Source organism: Nocardioides sp. LS1 (assembly GCF_003865225.1).
In the GTDB taxonomy this organism is placed as follows: domain Bacteria; phylum Actinomycetota; class Actinomycetes; order Propionibacteriales; family Nocardioidaceae; genus Nocardioides; species Nocardioides ginsengisegetis.
On the sequence record NZ_BIFF01000002.1, the window covers coordinates 586064 to 605473 of the forward strand.

The window sequence follows — 19410 nt, forward strand, 5'->3', positions numbered from 1 at the left end:
CATGTCCGGCATCGAGGGCGTGCAGATGAGCGGCTTCACGCCGTACGTCGCCCCCACGCTCCCCACGAATCCGGCCACCGCTGCGACCGCCGGCTCCGGCGTGCAGTCGGCCTCGGGCCACGCGTTCGGCTCGATGGTGCTCGACGGCATCGACCGGCTCGAGCAGGTCCAGGACCGCAGTGACCAGCTGGCCGTCAAGGCCGCGACCGGCGACCTCGACAACATCCACGACTACACGATCGCCGCGACCGAGGCCTCGGTCAGCACGCAGCTCACCGTGGCCGTGCGCAACCGGGCCCTCGAGGCCTTCAACGAGATCATGCGGATGCAGGTCGGATGAAGCAGAACCTCTCGCGCTCGCTCGCCCGCGTGCGTGACTCCTTCCTCGCGTTCACGACCGGCCAGAAGGTCGTGGCGATCATCGGCGGCGCCGCGGTGCTGCTCGCGGCCCTCATGGTCTTCCGCTGGGCGGCGACCCCCAACTACGCGCCGCTCTTCAGCAACCTCGCCTCCAGCGACGCCTCGGCGGTGATCGACGAGCTCGACGCCGAGGGCGTCCCCTACGAGCTGGCCAACAACGGCAGCACGGTCATGGTGCCCAAGGACCAGGTCTATGCGACCCGGATCGCGCTCAGCGGCAAGGGCCTGCCCGGCAACAGCGGTGACAGCGGCGGCGGCTACTCGCTGCTGGACAACCAGAGCATCTCGACCTCGCAGTTCCAGGAGCAGACCGACTTCAAGCGCGCGATGGAGGGCGAGCTCGCCAAGACCATCGAGGCGATGGACGGCGTCGACGCCGCGATCGTGCACCTGGCGCTGCCGCCGGCCAAGGTCTTCGCGGACCAGCAGGACCCGCCCACCGCATCGGTCATGCTCGACACCTCGGCCGGCACCACGTTCACGCCCGAGCAGGTCCAGTCGGTCGTGCACCTGGTCGCCTCCAGCATCGACGGGCTCACCCCGGAGAACGTGACCGTCGCGGACGCCCAGGGGCGGATGCTCTCCAGCAGCGACGCCGCCGGCCTCGGCGCGAGCAGCCGCGACCAGCAGCTGACCGACTTCCAGAACCAGATGAGCGCCAAGGTCCAGAGCGTGCTCGACCGGGTGCTCGGGCCGGGCAACTCCACCGTGCAGGTGACCGCCGACCTCGACTTCGACAAGGCCGTGCAGGACACGACGACCTACACGACCGACCACAACGCCGTTCCGCTGTCGTCGTCCTCGCAGACCGAGACCTACGCGGGCCCCGGCGGTGGCGGAGGCTCCACGGGCGTCGTCGGACCCGACGGACAGATGGGCCCGGGGGTCGGCGCGACCGGCGGCAGCGGCTCCTCGTCGTACAAGAAGGAGTCGGTGACCGAGGACAACGCCGTCGGCACCGTCGTCGAGCACCGCGAGACCGCGCCGGGCAGCATCAACTCGCTCCACGCCGCCGTCGTGCTCGACACCGCGGCCGCCCGGATGATCAACCCGTCCGACGTGCAGAAGATGGTGGCCGCGGCGATGGGCATCGACAAGAAGCGGGGCGACACCCTCGACGTGTCGACGATGGCCTTCGACCGCACCGCCGACAACGCCGCCGCCGCCGAGCTCGCCGCCGCCAAGGCCGCCGAGAAGAAGGCCCGCGACATGGCGCTCTTCCGCAACATCGGCATCGCGGTCGCCATCGCCCTGGCCGTCCTCCTCGCCTGGCTGCGCGGGCGCCGCAGGGCCAAGCAGCGCGAGGACGCCACGACGTACCTCGTCGAGCAGCTGCGCCAGGACGCCTCCCGCCGTACGACGACCACGGCCGCCATCGAGACCTCGCCCGCCCTCGCGGCCCTGGAGCGGTCGGAGAACAACGCGGCCGACGAGATGCGCCGGGAGCTGGCCGACCTCGTCGAGCGCCAGCCCGAGGACGTCGCCGCCCTGCTCCGCGGCTGGCTGGTGGAACGCCCGTGATGGCTCCCGCGATGACCACCGAGGGCATCCGCAAGACCGCGATCGTGCTGATCCAGCTCGGCCGCGAGAAGGCGGCCTCCGTGCTCAAGCACCTCAACGACACCGAGGTCGAGGCGATCTCGGCCGAGATCGCCCGGCTCGACGACATCGGCGGCGCCGAGATCGAGTCGGTGATGTCGGAGTTCAACATGCTGGCCACCGCCCGCGCCCACCTCGCCCAGGGCGGGCTCAGCTTCGCGCAGGGCATGCTCGAGTCCTCGCTCGGCCACGAGAAGGCCGCCGAGATCATCGCGCGGCTGCAGGCCGCGGCGGTGCAGATGCCCTTCCAGTTCCTGCTCCGCGCCGACCCGGCCCAGCTGCGCACGTTCATCGCCGACGAGCACCCGCAGGTCATCGCGCTGGTGCTCGCGCACATGACGCCCGAGAAGGCCTCGCTCGTGCTGTCCGGGCTCTCCCCCGCCCTGCAGGCCGAGGTGGCGCACCGGATCGCGGTCATGGACCGCACGTCCCCGGAGATCATCCGCTCGGTCGAGGCCAGCCTCGAGCGCAAGCTGTCGTCGGTGCTGCACCCCGCGGACATGTCGCGGGTCGGCGGCGTCGACCCCCTCGTCAACATCATCAACCGGTCCGACCGGGTCACCGAGCGCCAGATCGTGGAGGGCCTCGAGGCCCTCGACGCGGCGCTGGCCGACGACGTGCGCAGCCGGATGTTCATGTTCGAGGACATCGTCAACCTCGAGGACCGCTCGGTGCAGATGGTCGTCCGGCAGGTCGACAACGCCGAGCTCGCGCTGGCGCTCAAGGGCGTCAGCGACGCGGTCCGCGCCAAGATCGTCGGCAACCTCTCCGAGCGGGCCGGCCAGGCGCTGCTCGAGGAGGTCGAGCTGCTCGGCGCCGTCCGGCTGACCCAGGTGGAGGAGGCCCAGCAGGGCGTCATCCGCACCATCCGCCAGCTCGAGGAGCAGGGCCAGATCATGGTCCGCCGCGGGAGCGACGATGAGCTCGTCGTCTGAGGCCGTGCTCCGCGCCGACGCGCCGTACGCCGCGGCCGAGCTGCGCGCCGCCGACCGGCCCGAGCTGCGCGGCGGCGTGTGGACCCGGCTCGGCGACGAGTCGGTGCTCGGCGACGAGATCACCGAGGCCGCCCTGGGCGGCCTGGCCGAGCGGGCCCGGAGTGCCGCGCAGGCCCAGGGCTACGCCACCGGCTGGGGCGAGGGCCGCCGCGAGGCCGAGGCCGCGGCGGCCGAGGCCGCCCGGGAGACCGAGGAGCGGCTGCGCCGCGCCGAGGAGCGCCGTGAGGACGAGCACGCCGCCGCCATGGACGCCCTGGTCCGCGCCGCGGAGCACCTGTACGCCGCCACCAAGGAGATCTGCGACCGGATCGGCGACCAGGCCACCGACCTCGCCTTCGAGGTGACCCGGGCGCTGCTCGCCCGCGAGCTCGACGCCAGCCACGACCCCGGCCGCGACGTCGTACGACGCGTGGTCGCCGCCCTGCCCGAGGACGCCGTCGCCCGGGTCCGCCTGAACCCCGGCATCGCCCCGGCCGCCGCCGCGGACCTCGCGCCCTACGGCGTCCGGGTGCTGCCCGACGCCGACCTCGAGCTGGGTGACGCGGTCGTCGAGACCGACGACACCGTGGTCGACCTGCGCATCACCAGCGCCCTCGAGCGGCTCCGCGAGGTGCTCGGATGAGCACCCTGACCCCCGCCCACCTCGGGCGCGCCCTCGCCGCGGTCCGGCCCGTCCAGCTCGGCCGCATCGCCGACCTGCAGGGCCTGCACCTGACCGTCACCGGCGTGCCCGCGGCCGTGGGCGACCTGCTCGAGGTGTCCGGCCCGGCCGGCCCCGTGCCGGTCGAGGTCGTCGCGAGCACCCGGGGCGTCCTGACCTGCCTGCCGCTCGGGTCGACCACCGGCCTGCGCTCGGGCGATGCCGTCCGGTCCACCGGTGGCGGCCTGCGCATCCGGGTCGGCGAGTCCCTCCGCGGCCGCGTCCTGGACGGCCTGGGTCGGCCGCTCGACGGCCTGCCCCTCGGGTCCGACCTCGACCTCGACCACGTCACCGTCGAGCACCCCGCCCCCGCCGCCCTCTCCCGTCCCCGGATCGAGCACCAGCTCGGGCTGGGTGTGCGGGCGCTCGACGCCCTCACCCCCTGCGGCCGCGGCCAGCGGCTCGGCATCATGGCCGGCTCGGGCGTCGGCAAGTCCAGCCTGCTGTCGATGGTCGCGCGCGGCACCGACGCCGAGCTCTCGGTGATCGCCCTGATCGGAGAGCGCGGCCGCGAGGTGCGCGAGTTCCTCGAGAACGACCTCGGCCCCGAGGGTCTGGCCCGCTCCGTCGTGGTCGTCGCGACCTCCGACGAGCCGGCCGTTGTCCGGCTCCGTGCGGCCTTCGTGGCGACCCGGATCGCCGAGTGGTTCCGCGACAGCGGACGCCACGTCGTGCTGATGATGGACAGCCTGACGCGCGTGGCCCTCGCCCAGCGCGAGATCGGCCTGTCCGCCGGCGAACCGCCCGCGACGCGCGGCTTCCCGCCGAGCGTCTTCGCGCTCCTCCCCCAGCTGCTCGAGCGCGCCGGCACCTCGCCCGAGGGCAGTATCACCGGGCTCTACACCGTCCTCGTCGAGGGCGACGACCTCCAGGACCCGGTCGGCGACTCGGCACGCTCGATCCTCGACGGCCACGTCGTGCTGTCCCGCGAGCTCGCCACGTCCGGGCACTTCCCCTCCATCGACGTGCTCGAGTCGATCTCCCGCGTCGCGAACGCCGTGACCGGACCGGGAGCCCGGCAGGACGCCGTACGACTCCGCCGCCTGCTGGCCGCCCACCGCAACGTGCGCGAGCTCGTCGAGATCGGCGCCTACGTCCCCGGCACCGACCGCGACGCCGACGACGCGCTCGCCCTGATGCCGCACATCGAGGCGTTCCTGCGCCAGGACATGGACGACGTCACCTCCTCCGCCGACACCTGGTCGGCGCTGCACGAGCTGGTCGCCTGATGTCGCGCTCCCCCGACTCCCACCTGCAGGTGGTCGCCCGCGTGCGCGGCGTCCGCGAGCGCGACAGCCGGCTCGGCCTGGTGACGGCACTCCATGAGGAGCAGGCCGCCGCACGTCGTGTGGCCGAGCTGCAGGAGCAGCTCGCCAGCATGCCCGCGCACACCGTCGGCGACCTCACGGACTTCGCGGCCCGCCAGTACGCCGTCGCCGCCATCGGCCACGCGCTCGGCACCGCCCGCGGCACGCAGGAGTCCGCCTCCCTCGTCAGCCTCGCCGCACGCGAGCAGTGGCACGTCGACCGCACCCGGCTGGCCGCCGTCGAGTCGCTCATCGAGCGCCGCGCGCAGGCCCGCGCCGAGGAGCACGGGCGCCGCGAGGTCAAGGAGCTCGACGGCATCGCCGAGGACCTGTGGCGCCGCAACGCGGGGGCCCACACCCGGGATCGCGGGGGTGTCGCATGAGCGTCAGCGACGTGACCTCGCGGATCTCCCAGATCCAGGCCCAGCTGGCCCTGCTGGCACCGGTCGGCGCGAACGGCGGGGCCGCCTTCGCGGCCGCCATGACCTCGACCGGCGCGCTCGCCCCGACCTCCGGGACCCCGCCGACCACGTCGGCCGCCCCGACGTACGGCGCCCGCTCCGGCGATGCCGTCGTCGCGGAGGCGCGGAAGTACCTCGGCGTGCCCTACGTCTGGGGCGGCACGAACCCCGACACCGGCCTCGACTGCTCCGGGCTCGTGCAGCACGTCTACGCCAACCTCGGCTACGACCTGCCGCGCGTCTCCGGTGACCAGGCGAGGGCGGGACGGCCGGTCGCGAGCCTCGCCGACGCGCAGCCCGGCGACATCCTCGCCTTCGGGTCGCCCGTGCACCACGTGGGCATCTACATCGGCGACGGCCAGATGATCGAGGCGCCCCGCCCCGGGCTCGACGTCCGGGTCGGGCCTGTCTACGAGACCCCCACGGCGATCCGTCGGATCGTCGACGACGCCACGCCCACGGCCACCACGGGGGCGCTCCCGGTGGGCGACAAGGTCGCCGCGGGGACGCCGTACGCCGGGCTCTTCGCGGCCGCCGGCCAGAAGTTCGGCGTGAGCCCGGCCCTGCTCGCCGCCGTCGCCGGCCAGGAGTCGGGGTACGACGCGACCGCGGTCAGCCCCGCCGGCGCCCAGGGCCTGATGCAGCTGATGCCCGCGACCGCTCGTGGTCTCGGCGTGACCAACAGCTTCGACCCGACCCAGGCCGTCGACGGCGCGGCGAAGCTGCTGCGCAGCCTGCTCGACCGCTTCGGCGGCACCGACCTGGCGCTGGCCGGCTACAACGCGGGGCCCGGCGCGGTGCTGCGCTACGGCGGCGTCCCGCCCTACCCCGAGACCCAGCAGTACGTCCGCTCGATCCTCGCGAAGCTGGAGCACGCATGACCGACGCCACCCTCGCGCTCGGCGCCCTCATCGGCGTGCCCGGCGCACCCGCCGCCCCCGGTGCCGCGATGCCCACCGCCGGCGCCGACTTCCTCGCGCTCGTCCAGGACCTGCTCGGCCAGGCGGGCGGTGAGTCCTCACCCGGATCGCCCGCCCCGACGGTTGATGGCGCACCGCCGGTCCCGGTGGGCGGTGAGGGGTCACCGGTTCCCGCCGCCACGACGGTTGAGGACGCACCGCTCGCGGGCGGTGACGACACCGACGACACCGACGACGCCGACGACGCCGAGCCCGCTGACGACGCCGTCCCCACCGCCGTGCCCGGCCTGGTCCTGCCGCCCGTCCTCCTCCGCGCCGTCGTGGCCGCCGCGACTGCCCGGACCGCCACGACTCCGCCCGCCGGCGACGCGAGCGAGCCGGCCGCGACCGCTGCCGGGCCCGAGTCGACTGCACCCCAGTCGCTCCCCGCGACCGCGACCGTGACCGTGACCGCCCCGGCGCCGGCGCCCGCCACCGAGCAGGCCCAGCCGACCCAGCAGCCCGCGCCCACCCCGGTGGTCAACCCAGTGGCCGCGACGGTGGCCGCGCCGGCCGCCCCCCTTGCCCCGACCGCGATGACGGCAACCCCGCCCGCGACGACCTCGTCCCCCACAGTCCGGGTCACCCACCAGGTGTTCCCGGAGGTGCTCCGGGTGGCCGGGCTCGGCGACGGCCCGAAGCGGGTCACGGTCCGCCTCCAGCCGGAGAACCTCGGCGAGGTCCGCGTCGTGCTGACCAGCCGCCGCGGCGAGCTCCAGGTCAGCCTGTCCGCCAGTGGCGGTGAGGCCCACCGTGCGCTGGTCGAGGGCACGCCCGAGCTGCGCCGGCTGCTCGACGCCGTGGGCAGCACGGACGCGCGCGTCGTCGTACGCGACCTGCCGTCCGGCTCCGGCGGGACCGCGACCCCCGTCGCCCCGACGACCCAGACCGCCACCGGCACCGACGTCCGCGGCGACCTCGCCGGCGGCGCGGGCGCCGGCAACCGGCAGGCCGAGGCCCAGCAGGACGGCCGGCAGGACGGCCGGCCCGGCCAGTCCCCCCCACGTGGAAGCAGCACCGCCATGGACGGCACCCCCGACGCGACGAGCCCGTTGCGCCGAAGCGAGTCGGTCACGCGAGCCCGTGCGGGCCTCGACGTGACCGTGTGAGGAGGTGAACGTGTCCATTCCGTCCGTCGAGCCCGTCTCGACCGGGATGTACCAGCAGACGACCCCGGCGCCGGGCACGTCGGGTCCCGACAAGGAGATGTTCCTGCAGCTGCTGGTCGCCCAGCTGCGCTACCAGGACCCCATGAACCCTGCCGACTCGAGCCAGTTCCTCTCGCAGTCGGCGCAGTTCACGTCCCTGGAGAAGATGCAGGACGTCGCGGACCAGACCTCGGCCCTGCTCTCCGCCCAGGTCTCCTTCGGGGCCAGCAACCTGGTGGGCAAGCCGGTGACCTATCTCGATGCCGATGGAGGGTCGGTGTCGGGGACGGTGCAGTCGGTCACCTTCGACGCCAACGGTCCGATGCTCGTCGTCGACGGGGCCCTGGTCTCGCTCGGCCAGGTCCAGACCGTGGGCGCGCCGTACACGCCGCCCAGCACCGACGACCCGACCCCGGACACGCCGTCCACCCCCTGATCCACCTTCCGCTCCACCCCAGCACGCTCATTCCCAGGGAGGGAAACCCATGCTTCGCTCGCTCTTCGCCGGCATCAGCGGCCTGCGCGTCAACCAGGTCATGCTCGACGTCACCGGCAACAACATCGCCAACGCCAACACCATCGGCTTCAAGTCCAGCACCACCGTCTTCCAGGACACCCTGAGCCAGATGCTCACCGGTGCGTCCGCCGGCAGCAACGGCCTCGGCGGCCGCAACCCCATCCAGGTCGGCCTCGGCGTGCAGGTCGCGGCGACCAGCACGAACTTCGGCCAGGGCTCCGCCCAGATGACCGGCCGCTCGACCGACCTGATGATCCAGGGCGACGGCATGTTCGTGCTGGCCAAGGGCAACCAGGAGGTCTACACCCGCGCCGGTGACTTCACCTTCGACGAGACCGGCATGCTGGTCGCGCCCGACGGCGGTCGCGTCCAGGGCTTCACGACGTTCGACGCCGCGGGCGCGCACACCGGCACGGCCGGCGACATCAAGCTGCCCCAGACGTGGGACGACGACGGGAACCCGGCGACCCCCGACCTGAAGCTGACGTCCTACACCATCGGCGCCGACGGCAAGGTCACCGGCAACTTCGAGGGCAAGCAGCACGACATCGCCCAGATCGAGCTCGCCGACTTCGACAACCCGATGGGCCTCGCCAAGGTCGGGGACACCTCGTTCGCCGCCACCGCGAGCTCCGGCAAGCCGTCGTACGGCGTCTCCGGCGAGGGCCGCCGCGGCTCGCTCATGGGCGGCGCGCTGGAGATGTCCAACGTCGACCTGGCTGCCGAGTTCACCAACCTGATCCTCGCCCAGCGTGGCTTCCAGGCGTCCTCGCGCGTCATCACCACCTCCGACCAGGTGCTCGAGGACCTCGTCAACATCAAACGCTGACCCGCCGCTCGCGGATCCGGCACAGGGCCCGCCTTCCCATGGGGGAGGGCGGGCTTCTGTCGTCCTCGGGGCGATACCCCTCAGGTCGGCCGCGACCCTGCCGAAGGGATACGTCGAGGAGCCACGGATGGCTCCTCGTGTACGGCACAAGGATGGTGCGCCCATGATCACGCTCACGCGACTCTCCGGTTCGGTGTTCGCCCTGAACGCGGACCTCATCGAACGCGTCGACGCGACCCCCGACACGGTGGTGACGCTCGTCGACGGCAAGAAGTACGTCGTGACCGACTCGGTCGACCAGATCGTCTCCGCCGTACGGCGCCACCGCGGCGAGATCATCGCGATGAGCAACGTCCTGGCGTTCGAGCAGCCGGGCCACCACGCGGGTCACGGCGGGCCCTCCACCCACCGCACCGACGAGCCGCGCCGCCTCGGCACCGTCACGGAGCTGACCGAGGTCGCGGCGGCCCGGCGCACGAGCTCGGAGTCCTGATGGATCCGGCAACCCTGATCGGCGTCGTCGTGGCGCTGGTCGTCGTGATCGTGTCCAACGTGCTCGAGGGTGGCAACCCGATGAGCCTGGTGACGTTCCCGCCGATGCTGCTCGTCTTCGGCGCGACCCTGCTGATCTCGCTGGCCGGCGGCACGATGGGCGACGCCAAGCTGGCGTTCGGCGGGCTCAAGCGCGCCTTCACCGCCCCCGCCCCGCAGGCCGGCGAGCTCGTCACCCAGATCGTGTCGCTGGCCGAGAAGGCCCGCCGAGAGGGGCTGCTGTCGCTCGAGGACGAGCTCAAGGACATCGACGACGACTTCCTGGTGCGCTCGGTGACGTTCGCGATCGACGGCACCGACCCCGACGAGCTGCGCGACATCCTCGAGTCCGAGATCAGCGCGCAGGAGTCGGAGGCCAAGCAGGCCGCGAAGTTCTGGGCCGCGGCCGGCGGCTACGCCCCCACCATCGGCATCGTCGGCACCGTCATGGGCCTGGTGCACGTGCTGGAGAACCTTGCCCAGCCCGAGGAGCTCGGCCACCTCATCGCGGGCGCCTTCATCGCCACCCTGTGGGGCGTGCTCTCGGCCAACGCGATCTTCCTGCCGATCGCGGCCCGCCTCAAGCGGCTCGGCGAGCTCGACACGCAGCGCATGGAGCTGGTCATCGAGGGCGTCGCCGCGATCCAGGCGGGCTCCAACCCGCGCATCGTCGCGCAGCGGCTGCGTTCCCTGCTCCCGGCCGAGCAGCGCGAGACCGAGGCCGCCTGATGGCCTCCCGTCGACGCCGCCGCGGGCACGAGGAGGAGCACGAGAACCACGAGCGCTGGCTGGTCACCTACGCGGACATGCTCACCCTGCTGATGGTGCTGTTCATCGTGATGTTCGCGATGAGCTCGGTCGACGAGAAGAAGTACAACGCGCTCCGCTCCGGCCTGGCCGACGGCTTCGGCCAGCAGTCGTCGTTCATGAAGGGCAGCGACGCGCTGCTCGACGGCGAGGGCGAGACGGTGGCCGAGGAGCTCGTCTCCGACAAGTCCTTCCAGGGCCTGCCCGCCGACCAGAAGGCCCAGGTGGTCGCGGCCGTCCAGGGCCAGGAGCGGGTCCTGCAACGCGCGAAGTACACCGAGGCCGAGACCGAGGTGAAGCGGCTGGAGAAGATCCGGGCCCGCCTCGAGTCGGCGCTGGCCAAGCACGGCCTCCAGGACGACGTCCGTACGACGATCGACGACCGCGGTCTGGTCGTCAGCCTGGTCAGCAAGCACGTGGTCTTCCGCGCCGACGTCGCCGTGCTCAGCCCCCGCGGCCAGCTGGTCGTCGACACCCTCGCCCCGGTGCTCCGCGACGTCCCCGACCCGCTGCGCATCGACGGCCACACCAACCAGGTGGACGTGCACCCGAAGTACTACGCCACCGACTGGGACCTCTCCGCCGCACGGGCCGTCACGGTGCTGCGCCGGATGAACGAGGTCGGGCACATCCCGCAGGACCGGCTCTCGATGTCGGCCTTCGGCCACGAACGACCGCTGGAGGACCCGTCCCGACCGGGCTCGCAGCAGGTGAACAAGCGCGTCGACATCGTCGTGCTGTCGGGGATCCCGTCGGAGTCGCGGGACCTGTTGGACGACGTAGCCCGGAGCCGTTCCGGGACCGAAGGAGAATCGTGAACACCGTGACCGCACTCAAGCCGACGGCCCCGGACGAGCCCGAGGCCGCCGAGGCCACCGCGAAGGATGGCCGCAGCAGGAAGAAGCTGCTCGGCATCCTGATCATCGTGCTGGCCCTGGTCGGTGGCGCCGGCTACTGGTTCGTGCTCAAGCCGGGCGGCAGCGCGGAGCCGAAGCCGGGCGAGATCATGTCGCTGGAGTCGACCCAGATCAACCTCGCCTCGGGCCACTACCTCAAGATCGGGCTCGCCCTGCAGCTCACCGACAGCGCCGGCAAGCTCGACGGCAGCAAGGCCCTCGACGACACGATCGAGCTGTTCAGCGGCCTCCCGGTCGCGCAGGTCTCCCGGCCGGCGTCGCGCCACGCGCTGAAGAAGAAGCTGGTCAAGGCGCTCAGCGAGAGCTACGACGGGGACGTGATGGGGGTGTACTTCACCGAGTTCGTCACCCAGTGAGTCACCGGTGACTCGCCCGTGAGTCACCGGTAGCGATTTCGGGGAGCCGATTTCCCCTCAGGACGGCCGCGAGCACGCCGAATGGTCCAGACGTGCTCCGCTCCGCCGTCCCGTCCACGCCTGCCCCCGGGCAGCCCGGCGCCGATCTCCCGGTCGGCCGGTCGCGTCGGCGCGCCCTGGCGGAGCCGGTCTCCTACGACTTCCGGCGCCCGATCCAGCTCTCCCGCGAGCACGGCCGGATGCTGCAGGTCGCCTTCGACGGCTTCGCCCGGCAGGCGACCACGGTCTTCACGTCCTCGCTGCGCACCGTCTGCCAGGTCACGCTGAGCTCGGTGGACCAGCGCACCTACGCGGAGTACGTCGACAGCCTGGACGCCTCGACGTACCTCACGATGTTCTCCGCCGAGCCCATGCACACCAGCGGCGTGCTCGAGATCCCGCTGCAGGCGACCATGACCTGCATCGACCACATGCTCGGCGGCCCGGGCAGCACCAAGCAGCCGCAGCGGCCGCTCAGCGAGATCGAGTCCGGCATCGCCGGCGGCATGATCGAGCGGCTCCTCGGCGAGATGCGCTACTCCATGGCCGGCATCGTGCCGCTGGACCCGATGGTCACCGGCGTGGAGTACAGCCCGCAGTTCGCGCAGGTCGCCGGCGCCTCGGACGTCATGGTCGTCGCGGCGTTCGAGCTGCGGATCAACGAGCGCGGCTACCGGATGACCATCTGCCTGCCGTTCGCCGGCCTGCTCCCCCACCTGGTCAAGGCCGCCGCCCCGGTGCCGGTCTCGGAGCGGGAGCGCTCCCAGCGGGCACTGTCCGCCGCCGAGCTCCGGCACCGCTTCGAGGGCGTCCCCGTCGAGGTGGCCGTCCGGGTCCGGCCGACCGTGCTCGGCCCCGGTGACCTCACCGACCTGGCCCCGGGCGACGTCGTACGCCTCGGCCACCCCGCCGCCGCACCCCTCGAGGTCGTCGTCGACGGGACCACGTTCGCCCACGCCACCGCGGGTGCCCGCGGCCCCCGGCTCGCCGCCCTGATCGTGGGCACCCCGAAGGAGACCGCATGACCACCGTCCCGCTCCCCACCGACGAGGCCCGGCTCGCCCTGAGCGTCGCGACCGCCGCCGCGCAGGTGCTGCCGTCGCCCGAGCCGCTCACCCCGGCCGCCGCGCAGCCGGGCACGCCCGACGTCGTCCGCGGGTACGCCGGCGCGGTCATCGCCGAGCTCGAGGGCCAGCTCTCGGGCCGGGTCGCCGTGCTCGTCGGTGACGAGCTCGTGCAGGCGCTGGAGTCGAGCCCGCTCGGTGGCCTCGACCTGGCCTCCGCGCTGCAGCCGACCCTCGACGCCATCGGCGAGGCGCTGCACGCCCGCGTGGGCGCGGCCCGCGCCGTCGACCTGTCCCTGGTCACTGCCGACCTGGGCTCCTCGTTCTCCGCCTCCGCGCTGGTCGGCCGGACCACGTCGGCCGCGGTCCTCGTCCCCGACTACACGCTGCGCTCGGCCCTCTACGCGCCCGCGCTCGCCGCCGAGGTCGAGCAGTCCCCCGCCGCCGCCCCGGCCTTCCCCGTCGCTGCCGCGGCCGCTGCCGCCGGCGACGGCCAGCAGCTGATCGGCGCCCGCGGCCCGCTCCGCAGTCGCGGCATCGAGCTGCTGCACGGCGTCGACATGGAGGTCACCGTCGAGATCGGCCGGGCCCGGATGACCGTCCGCGAGCTCCTCGACCTCTCGCCCGGCGCGGTGCTCGAGCTCGACCGCGCCGCCGGCAGCCCCGCCGACCTGCTGGTCAACGGCCGCCTGATCGCCCGCGGCGAGGTCGTCGTCGTCGACGAGGACTTCGGCCTGCGGATCACCGAGATCGTCACCGACGCTGCGGTGGGCTGACCGGTGCTCGAGCTCACCGTCCGGCTGGTCTTCTCGCTGGCCGTCGTCGTCGGCCTGCTGCTGCTCATCGCGCGCTTCGGCTCCAAGCGGATGCGCGGCCAGCACGGGGCGCTGGTCCGGGTGCTGCACCGCCAGCCCCTGACCCGCACCACCTCGGTCTCCGTCGTGACCGTCGGCTCCCGCGTCCTCGTCCTCGGCACCACCGAGCAGCAGGTCCGGGTCCTCGCCGAGCTGGACCCCTCCGAGGTCGCCCAGCCGGCCGTCCCGGAGGTCGTCGTGCCCGTCGCCGGCAAGCGCCGCGCGGACGTCGTCGAGAAGCCGGCGCTGGTCCCGGCACCGGGCAACAGTCCGCTGGCCGGGTCCGTGCTCAGCCCCGACACCTGGAAGCAGGCCCTCGCGGCCGCGACCGGGCGCGCGTCGTGAGGCGCCTCCTCCTCTGGTCGTTCGGCACCGCGCTCGGCATCGTCACCTGGCTCGTCCTCGGCACCACGGCGGCGTACGCCGATCCCACCGGCCCCAGGGGTCCGGGCGGGCCCGCCGCCGGCGACAGCGTCACCATCGACCTCGGCGGCCTGACCGACAAGCCGTCCACGTCGGTGACGGTGCTGATCGGGCTGACCCTGATCTCGCTGCTGCCGGCGATCCTGCTCACCTGCACGGCGTTCACCAAGATCCTGGTCGTCCTCGGCCTGACCCGGAACGCGCTGGGCCTGCAGCAGACGCCGCCCAACCAGGTGCTGGCCGGCCTGGCGCTCTTCCTCAGCCTGTTCATCATGGGGCCGGTGCTCTCGGCCATCAACGACGCCGGCGTTCAGCCCTACCTCAACGGCGACAAGACCGCGTCGGTCGCCTTCGAGGACGGCATCCAGCCGCTGCGCGGCTTCATGCTCGACAACACCGACGACAACGAGCTCGAGCTGCTCACCAGCGTCGCCGGCAAGGACATGCCGAAGGACCGTGGCGACGTCGCGACGACGACGCTGGTGCCGGCGTTCGTGCTGAGCGAGCTCAAGCAGGCCTTCATCATCGGCTTCATCGTCTTCATCCCGTTCCTCGTCATCGACATCGTCGTGAGCGGGGCGCTGATGGCGCTCGGCATGATGATGATGCCGCCGGTGATGGTGTCGCTGCCCTTCAAGCTGCTGCTCTTCGTCCTGGTGGACGGCTGGGCACTGGTCATCAAGTCACTCGTCGCGAGCTACCAGTAGGACACCCATGACCGACACCGCCATCATCGAGATCGCCCTGCGCACCATGGTCGTCGCGCTGAAGCTCTCCGCGCCGATCCTGATGACCTCGCTGGTCATCGGCTTCACCGTCTCGCTCTTCCAGTCGATGACCCAGATCCAGGAGGTCACGCTGGCGTTCGTGCCGAAGCTGCTCGGCGTCGGCCTGGCCCTGCTGGTCTGCGGCAACTGGATGCTGCACACGCTGATCACGTTCACCACCGACCTCTTCGAGGCGCTCCCCTCCATGCTCGGCTGAGCCCGGGTGACCGTCCGATGACCCTCACCGTGGGGGGCGAGCCGCTCGTCGCGTTCCTGCTCGCCTCGATCCGGATCCTGGCGTGGCTGGCCGTCGTGCCGCCGTTCGCCGGACGCAGCATCCCCACGATGGCCAAGCTCGTCCTCGCGCTGGGCCTCGCGTTCGCGGTCGCCCCCGCGGGCGACGCGATCCCGCTCGACACCGTGGGGCTGCTGTTCAACGTCGCCACCCAGGTGCTGGTGGGGGTCGCGATGGGCTTCGTGACCCACCTGCTGCTGTCCGCCGTGGCCGCGGCCGGCTCGATGATCGACGTGTTCGGCGGCTTCGCGCTGGCCCAGGGCTTCGACCCGCTGTCGATGAACTCCAACACCGTCTTCGGCAAGTTCCACCAGCTGCTGGCCACCGTCCTGCTCTTCGTCAGCGGCGGCCACCTGCTCGTGCTCGGCGGGCTGCTCCGGACGTTCCACTTCCTGCCGCTCGGCACCACCCCGGACTGGTCCGGCGCCGACGACGTCCTGGTGCGCGCCTTCGGGATGTTCTTCGCGACCGCCGTGCAGATCGCGCTGCCGATGATCGCCGTGCTCTTCCTGGCCGACCTGGGCCTGGCGCTGCTCACCAAGATCGCACCGCAGCTCAACGCCATCAACGTGATGTTCCCGGCCAAGATCGGGCTCACGCTCCTCCTGCTCGGCCTGTCCTTCCCGGTCCTGCCGCCCGCCGTGTCGCGGCTCGCGGAGCTCGCCACCCAGGCGATGGCCGCCCTCTCCGGAGCGGGGTGATGAGGCCGTGAGCGAGGAGAAGACCGAGAAGCCGACCGCCAAGAAGCGCAAGGAGAACCGCAAGGAGGGGCAGGTCCCGCGCACCCAGGAGCTCGGCGGGTGGGCCGCGGTGCTGCTGGTCGGTGCCGCGCTGCCGAGCCTGCTCGGCCACGAGCTGGGCACGTTGCGCGACCTGATGGCCACCTCGCTGTCGACCGGCGGGGAGGCCAGCACCGGCATGGCGTTCCGGATCCTGCACGAAGGGCTCGTGCATGCCTTCAAGGCCGTGATCATCCTCGGCTCGGGGATCATGCTCATCGGCGTCGCGGGCGCGCTGGCACAGGGCGGCTTCTTCCTCGCCACCAAGTCGGTCAAGCCCAAGCTCTCCAAGCTCAACCCGATCTCCGGCGCCAAGCGGCTCTTCGGCCCGCAGGCGCTGTGGGAGGGCGCGAAGATGCTGCTCAAGAGCGCCGTCGTGGGCCTGCTCGTGTGGTCGGCGGTGCGCGGGATGATGCCCTACCTCGGCGGGCTGATCCCGATCCCGGTGGTGCTCGCCGGGGTCTCCGACCACGCCGGCTCGATGATCCGCTCGGTCGCCGTTGCCGGCCTGCTGATGGCCGTCCTCGACTACCTCGTGCAGCGCCGCCGGGTCGGCAAGAAGACCCGGATGACCAAGGACGAGGTCAAGCGCGAGCACAAGCAGTCCGAGGGCGACCCGCTGGTCAAGGGCGCCATGCGGGCCCGCCAGCTCGCTGCCGCCCGCAACCGGATGATGGCCGACGTCCCCACCGCCGACGTGGTGCTGGTCAACCCGACCCACGTGGCCATCGCGCTGCGCTACGAGCCCGAGCGGGGCGCCCCCCGCGTGGTCGCCCGCGGCGCCGGCGCCATCGCCGCCGCGATCCGCGAGCGGGCCGGGGAGCACCGCGTGCCCCTGGTCCGCGACGTCCCGCTCGCCCGGGCGCTCTACACCTCCACCCAGGTCGGCCACGAGATCCCGCCGGAGCTGTTCGCCGCGGTCGCTCAGGTCCTGGCGTTCGTGATCAGCCGCCGCTCGCGCGGCGCCTCCGGCGGCGAGCACCGCAGCCCGCGCGTGGAGGAGGACCTCCCGGCCGTCCCGGCCCTCGGCCGGCGGCGCCGTACGACGGAGGAGCCGGTCTCCCCGAACGCCTCAGCCGGGCCCACGACCGGCCGATAGGACCGGGGACGCCAGGACGGAGTCGCGAAGTGCCAGGGACGGCGCCGCACCGATCGACCCCGAAGGACGAGTCCATGGCCCTCAAGCGGCTGACCCAGCTGGGTGTGCCGGTCGGCATCGTGATGATCGTCGTGATGCTGGTCGTGCCGCTGCCGGCGATCGTCCTGGACCTGCTCATCGCGCTCAACATCACCGGCGCGCTGCTGGTGCTGATGACCGCGATGTTCGTGGCGCGGCCCCTCGACTTCGCGGCGTTCCCCGCCGTCATCCTGGTGATGACGCTGTTCCGGCTCGCGCTCAACGTCAGCGCCACCCGGCTCGTGCTCCTCAACGGGTACGCCGGCAAGGTGATCGACACGTTCGGCCACTTCGTGGTCGGTGGCTCGCTGATCGTCGGCCTCATCGTGTTCGCGATCCTGCTCGTCATCCAGTTCACCGTCATCACCAACGGTGCCGGTCGGGTCGCCGAGGTCGGCGCCCGCTTCACCCTCGACGCGATGCCCGGCAAGCAGATGGCGATCGACGCCGACCTCAACTCCGGCCTGATCGACGAGGACCAGGCCCGCAAGCGGCGGGCCGAGGTGCACGCGGAGGCGGACTTCTACGGCGCGATGGACGGTGCCTCGAAGTTCGTGAAGGGCGACGCGGTCGCGGCCATCATCATCACGCTGGTCAACCTCATCGGCGGCTTCGCGGTCGGCGTCGGGCAGAACGGCATGGCCTTCGGCGACGCGATCAACACCTACTCGCTGCTCTCCGTCGGTGACGGCCTCGTCTCCCAGATCCCCGCGCTGCTGCTCTCGGTCGCCACCGGCCTGATCGTCACCCGGTCGACCGGTGAGGACGACATGGGCTCCGACATCGTCCGGCAGATCACCGCCAACCGGATGCCGTTGCGGGTGGCCGGCTTCGCGGCGTTCTCGCTGTGCCTGATCCCGGGGCTGCCCAAGATTCCCTTCGTACTGGCCGGCGGCCTGATGCTGATCGCGTCGTCGCGGGTGCAGGAGGCCGCCGACGCCCCGGCCCCCGAGACGGCCGCGCCGGCCCTCGCGTCCGCCGACACCCCCGAGCTACTGGCGGCCGAGATCCAGGTCGACCCGCTCGGCCTCGAGCTCTCCGCGGACCTGATCGACCTCGTCGACACCAACGTCGGCGGCGACCTGCTCGAGCGGGTCAAGTCGCTGCGCCGGAAGATCGCCGTCGACCTCGGCATCGTGGCGCCGCCGGTGCGCACCCGCGACAACCTCGAGCTGCCCTCGCGGACCTACGCGATCCTGCTGTTCGGCATCGAGGTCGCCCGCGGCGAGGCGCCCCCCGGCTGCGTCCTCGCGATCGGCGACTTCCTCGGCTCGCTCCCGGGCGAGCCCACCCAGGAGCCGGTGTTCGGCCTGGAGGCCAAGTGGATCCCGGCCGAGCTGCGCAGCCAGGCCGAGCTGTCCGGCGCCACCGTCGTGGACCGCGCCTCGGTCGTGACCACCCACCTCGCCGAGGTCGTCACCCAGCACGCCGCGCGCCTCCTCGGCCGCGAGGACGTCCGGATGCTGACCGACGTCGTGAAGCGCAGCCACCCGGTCGTCGTCGAGGAGCTCACCCCCGCCCAGCTCAGCCTCGGCGAGATCCAGCGGGTCCTGCAGTCGCTGCTCGAGGAGGGGGTCTCGATCCGCGACCTGGTCCGGATCTTCGAGGCGCTCTCGCTGCGTGCCGCGCGCACCAAGGAGCTCGACGCGCTCGTCGAGGCGGCCCGGTTGGCGCTCGGCCCAGCGGTCGCCGCGCCGTACCTCGTCGACAAGGCGCTGCACGTCCTCACCTTCGATCCGCAGCTCGAGCAGCGGATCCTGGAGTCGCTGCGGCCCACCGACCTCGGCGCGACGATCGCGCTCGACCCGGAGACCAGCCAGGCGCTGATCACCCGGCTCGCGCAGCTCGCGACCGACGTCGAGAACCGGAACATCCGGCCCGTGCTGGTGTGTGCCCCGCAGGTGCGCGCCGCCGTACGTCGTCTCGTGCACCCGATCGTGCCGCGCCTCGCGGTGCTGTCCTACCAGGAGCTCACGGGTGCCGAGCAGATCAGGTCCGAGGGCGTCATCGGCGCCGAGCTGCCGGCAGGAGCTGTTGCATGAACCCGTTGTCCTGGCCCGTCGTCTGCGGCGCGCTGCTGATCACCTCCCCCGCGCTGTACGGCGCCCTCGTCTCCGGGACCGTGTCGCTCGACGTGGCCCTGGTCCGGCTCGGCCTGTGCGCCGTCGGGATCTGGATCGTGCTGTCCCTCGCCGCCTCGCTCACCACCGACGCGCTCGCCGCGACGCGCCGGGAGCGGGCCGACGAGGCCGCGACCGAGGAGCTGCCGACCGTCTGAGGGCGGGAAATGCAGCGACCCGCAGGTGTGGACCTCGGGATGAGGCCCGCTCCGGTGGACGTGATGACCGGATCACCTGCGGGTCGGGTGTCTGCGTTGGATTTGCCAGCAGTACTTCGCTGACGGTTGCTGCTAGCGCGCAGCCACCTCACGCGTCCCACAAGAATTCATTCTTCGGACCACCTCCT

23 protein-coding genes are annotated in these 19410 nt (G+C 72.4%); all 23 read left to right on the forward strand.

Annotation, left to right across the window (positions count from 1 at the left end; translation table 11 throughout):
• The first annotated feature begins 1 nt into the window (after position 1).
• The 23 genes from fliE (at position 2) to EJF31_RS07735 (ending at position 19222) form a co-directional block, all read left to right on the forward strand.
• Entirely contained in the window at positions 2 to 340 is a 339-nt protein-coding gene (gene fliE / locus EJF31_RS07625; protein WP_260430698.1) for a flagellar hook-basal body complex protein FliE, read from the forward strand.
• Positions 337 to 1941: a flagellar basal-body MS-ring/collar protein FliF gene (gene fliF / locus EJF31_RS07630; protein WP_125036494.1), complete on the forward strand. Its 1605-nt coding sequence runs from the start codon at positions 337 to 339 to the stop codon at positions 1939 to 1941. The genes fliE and fliF overlap by 4 nt, the downstream gene beginning before the upstream one ends.
• Positions 1942 to 1952: 11 nt before the next feature.
• A complete protein-coding gene (fliG, locus tag EJF31_RS07635) occupies positions 1953 to 2954 on the forward strand; it encodes a flagellar motor switch protein FliG (RefSeq protein ID WP_260430699.1) in 1002 nt (333 codons plus the stop codon).
• On the forward strand, positions 2938 to 3636 hold the full coding sequence (locus EJF31_RS07640; protein WP_125036496.1) for a FliH/SctL family protein: 699 nt from the start codon (positions 2938 to 2940) through the stop codon (positions 3634 to 3636). Before fliG ends, EJF31_RS07640 begins: the two co-directional genes overlap by 17 nt.
• Positions 3633 to 4943: a FliI/YscN family ATPase gene (locus EJF31_RS07645; protein ID WP_125036497.1), complete on the forward strand. Its 1311-nt coding sequence runs from the start codon at positions 3633 to 3635 to the stop codon at positions 4941 to 4943. The genes EJF31_RS07640 and EJF31_RS07645 overlap by 4 nt, the downstream gene beginning before the upstream one ends.
• Complete coding sequence (locus EJF31_RS07650; RefSeq protein WP_125036498.1) at positions 4943 to 5404, forward strand: flagellar FliJ family protein; 462 nt, start codon at positions 4943 to 4945, stop codon at positions 5402 to 5404. Before EJF31_RS07645 ends, EJF31_RS07650 begins: the two co-directional genes overlap by 1 nt.
• Positions 5401 to 6363: a transglycosylase SLT domain-containing protein gene (locus tag EJF31_RS07655; RefSeq protein ID WP_125036499.1), complete on the forward strand. Its 963-nt coding sequence runs from the start codon at positions 5401 to 5403 to the stop codon at positions 6361 to 6363. The genes EJF31_RS07650 and EJF31_RS07655 overlap by 4 nt, the downstream gene beginning before the upstream one ends.
• Complete coding sequence (locus tag EJF31_RS07660; RefSeq protein ID WP_125036500.1) at positions 6360 to 7550, forward strand: flagellar hook-length control protein FliK; 1191 nt, start codon at positions 6360 to 6362, stop codon at positions 7548 to 7550. Before EJF31_RS07655 ends, EJF31_RS07660 begins: the two co-directional genes overlap by 4 nt.
• Before the next feature lie 10 nt (positions 7551 to 7560).
• Positions 7561 to 8025 carry a flagellar hook capping FlgD N-terminal domain-containing protein gene (locus tag EJF31_RS07665; protein ID WP_221767493.1) on the forward strand — a complete coding sequence of 155 codons (465 nt, stop codon included), beginning with the start codon at positions 7561 to 7563 and terminating at the stop codon, positions 8023 to 8025.
• 49 nt (positions 8026 to 8074) lie between these two features.
• A complete protein-coding gene (locus EJF31_RS07670) occupies positions 8075 to 8935 on the forward strand; it encodes a flagellar hook protein FlgE (protein WP_125036501.1) in 861 nt (286 codons plus the stop codon).
• Between the two features lie 163 nt (positions 8936 to 9098).
• Positions 9099 to 9428: a flagellar FlbD family protein gene (locus tag EJF31_RS07675; protein WP_125036502.1), complete on the forward strand. Its 330-nt coding sequence runs from the start codon at positions 9099 to 9101 to the stop codon at positions 9426 to 9428.
• Entirely contained in the window at positions 9428 to 10195 is a 768-nt protein-coding gene (locus EJF31_RS07680; protein ID WP_125036503.1) for a flagellar motor protein, read from the forward strand. The genes EJF31_RS07675 and EJF31_RS07680 overlap by 1 nt, the downstream gene beginning before the upstream one ends.
• A complete protein-coding gene (locus EJF31_RS07685; RefSeq protein WP_125036504.1) occupies positions 10195 to 11091 on the forward strand; it encodes a flagellar motor protein MotB in 897 nt (298 codons plus the stop codon). Before EJF31_RS07680 ends, EJF31_RS07685 begins: the two co-directional genes overlap by 1 nt.
• Positions 11088 to 11546 (forward strand): flagellar basal body-associated protein FliL, encoded by a 459-nt coding sequence (gene fliL / locus EJF31_RS07690; RefSeq protein ID WP_125036505.1) that lies wholly within the window; start codon positions 11088 to 11090, stop codon positions 11544 to 11546. The genes EJF31_RS07685 and fliL overlap by 4 nt, the downstream gene beginning before the upstream one ends.
• 92 nt (positions 11547 to 11638) lie before the next feature.
• Positions 11639 to 12610: a flagellar motor switch protein FliM gene (locus tag EJF31_RS07695; RefSeq protein ID WP_260430700.1), complete on the forward strand. Its 972-nt coding sequence runs from the start codon at positions 11639 to 11641 to the stop codon at positions 12608 to 12610.
• Positions 12607 to 13425, forward strand: coding sequence for a flagellar motor switch protein FliN (gene fliN / locus EJF31_RS07700; protein WP_125036507.1), 819 nt, complete (start codon positions 12607 to 12609; stop codon positions 13423 to 13425). Before EJF31_RS07695 ends, fliN begins: the two co-directional genes overlap by 4 nt.
• 3 nt (positions 13426 to 13428) lie before the next feature.
• A complete protein-coding gene (locus EJF31_RS07705) occupies positions 13429 to 13848 on the forward strand; it encodes a flagellar biosynthetic protein FliO (protein WP_125036508.1) in 420 nt (139 codons plus the stop codon).
• Positions 13845 to 14633, forward strand: coding sequence for a flagellar type III secretion system pore protein FliP (gene fliP, locus EJF31_RS07710; protein ID WP_125036509.1), 789 nt, complete (start codon positions 13845 to 13847; stop codon positions 14631 to 14633). The genes EJF31_RS07705 and fliP overlap by 4 nt, the downstream gene beginning before the upstream one ends.
• A 7-nt stretch (positions 14634 to 14640) precedes the next feature.
• Complete coding sequence (locus EJF31_RS07715; RefSeq protein ID WP_125036510.1) at positions 14641 to 14910, forward strand: flagellar biosynthetic protein FliQ; 270 nt, start codon at positions 14641 to 14643, stop codon at positions 14908 to 14910.
• Positions 14911 to 14927: 17 nt separating this feature from the next.
• Positions 14928 to 15689: a flagellar biosynthetic protein FliR gene (locus EJF31_RS07720; protein WP_125036511.1), complete on the forward strand. Its 762-nt coding sequence runs from the start codon at positions 14928 to 14930 to the stop codon at positions 15687 to 15689.
• Positions 15690 to 15696: 7 nt separating this feature from the next.
• Positions 15697 to 16866 (forward strand): flagellar biosynthesis protein FlhB, encoded by a 1170-nt coding sequence (locus EJF31_RS07725; protein WP_125036512.1) that lies wholly within the window; start codon positions 15697 to 15699, stop codon positions 16864 to 16866.
• Between the two features lie 74 nt (positions 16867 to 16940).
• Entirely contained in the window at positions 16941 to 18986 is a 2046-nt protein-coding gene (flhA, locus tag EJF31_RS07730; RefSeq protein ID WP_125036513.1) for a flagellar biosynthesis protein FlhA, read from the forward strand.
• The gene (locus tag EJF31_RS07735) at positions 18983 to 19222 is read left to right on the forward strand and encodes a hypothetical protein (RefSeq protein ID WP_125036514.1); all 240 of its coding nucleotides are present in this window, start codon (positions 18983 to 18985) and stop codon (positions 19220 to 19222) included. Before flhA ends, EJF31_RS07735 begins: the two co-directional genes overlap by 4 nt.
• Positions 19223 to 19410: the final 188 nt, after the last annotated feature.

Coding starts and splice junctions, on each gene's coding strand:
- fliE (WP_260430698.1), top strand. CDS start 2: ATGTCCGGCATCGAGGGCGTGCAGATGAGCGGCTTCACGCCGTACGTC.
- fliF (WP_125036494.1), top strand. CDS start 337: ATGAAGCAGAACCTCTCGCGCTCGCTCGCCCGCGTGCGTGACTCCTTC.
- fliG (WP_260430699.1), top strand. CDS start 1,953: ATGACCACCGAGGGCATCCGCAAGACCGCGATCGTGCTGATCCAGCTC.
- EJF31_RS07640 (WP_125036496.1), top strand. CDS start 2,938: ATGAGCTCGTCGTCTGAGGCCGTGCTCCGCGCCGACGCGCCGTACGCC.
- EJF31_RS07645 (WP_125036497.1), top strand. CDS start 3,633: ATGAGCACCCTGACCCCCGCCCACCTCGGGCGCGCCCTCGCCGCGGTC.
- EJF31_RS07650 (WP_125036498.1), top strand. CDS start 4,943: ATGTCGCGCTCCCCCGACTCCCACCTGCAGGTGGTCGCCCGCGTGCGC.
- EJF31_RS07655 (WP_125036499.1), top strand. CDS start 5,401: ATGAGCGTCAGCGACGTGACCTCGCGGATCTCCCAGATCCAGGCCCAG.
- EJF31_RS07660 (WP_125036500.1), top strand. CDS start 6,360: ATGACCGACGCCACCCTCGCGCTCGGCGCCCTCATCGGCGTGCCCGGC.
- EJF31_RS07670 (WP_125036501.1), top strand. CDS start 8,075: ATGCTTCGCTCGCTCTTCGCCGGCATCAGCGGCCTGCGCGTCAACCAG.
- EJF31_RS07675 (WP_125036502.1), top strand. CDS start 9,099: ATGATCACGCTCACGCGACTCTCCGGTTCGGTGTTCGCCCTGAACGCG.
- EJF31_RS07680 (WP_125036503.1), top strand. CDS start 9,428: ATGGATCCGGCAACCCTGATCGGCGTCGTCGTGGCGCTGGTCGTCGTG.
- EJF31_RS07685 (WP_125036504.1), top strand. CDS start 10,195: ATGGCCTCCCGTCGACGCCGCCGCGGGCACGAGGAGGAGCACGAGAAC.
- fliN (WP_125036507.1), top strand. CDS start 12,607: ATGACCACCGTCCCGCTCCCCACCGACGAGGCCCGGCTCGCCCTGAGC.
- EJF31_RS07715 (WP_125036510.1), top strand. CDS start 14,641: ATGACCGACACCGCCATCATCGAGATCGCCCTGCGCACCATGGTCGTC.
- EJF31_RS07720 (WP_125036511.1), top strand. CDS start 14,928: ATGACCCTCACCGTGGGGGGCGAGCCGCTCGTCGCGTTCCTGCTCGCC.
- flhA (WP_125036513.1), top strand. CDS start 16,941: ATGGCCCTCAAGCGGCTGACCCAGCTGGGTGTGCCGGTCGGCATCGTG.
- EJF31_RS07735 (WP_125036514.1), top strand. CDS start 18,983: ATGAACCCGTTGTCCTGGCCCGTCGTCTGCGGCGCGCTGCTGATCACC.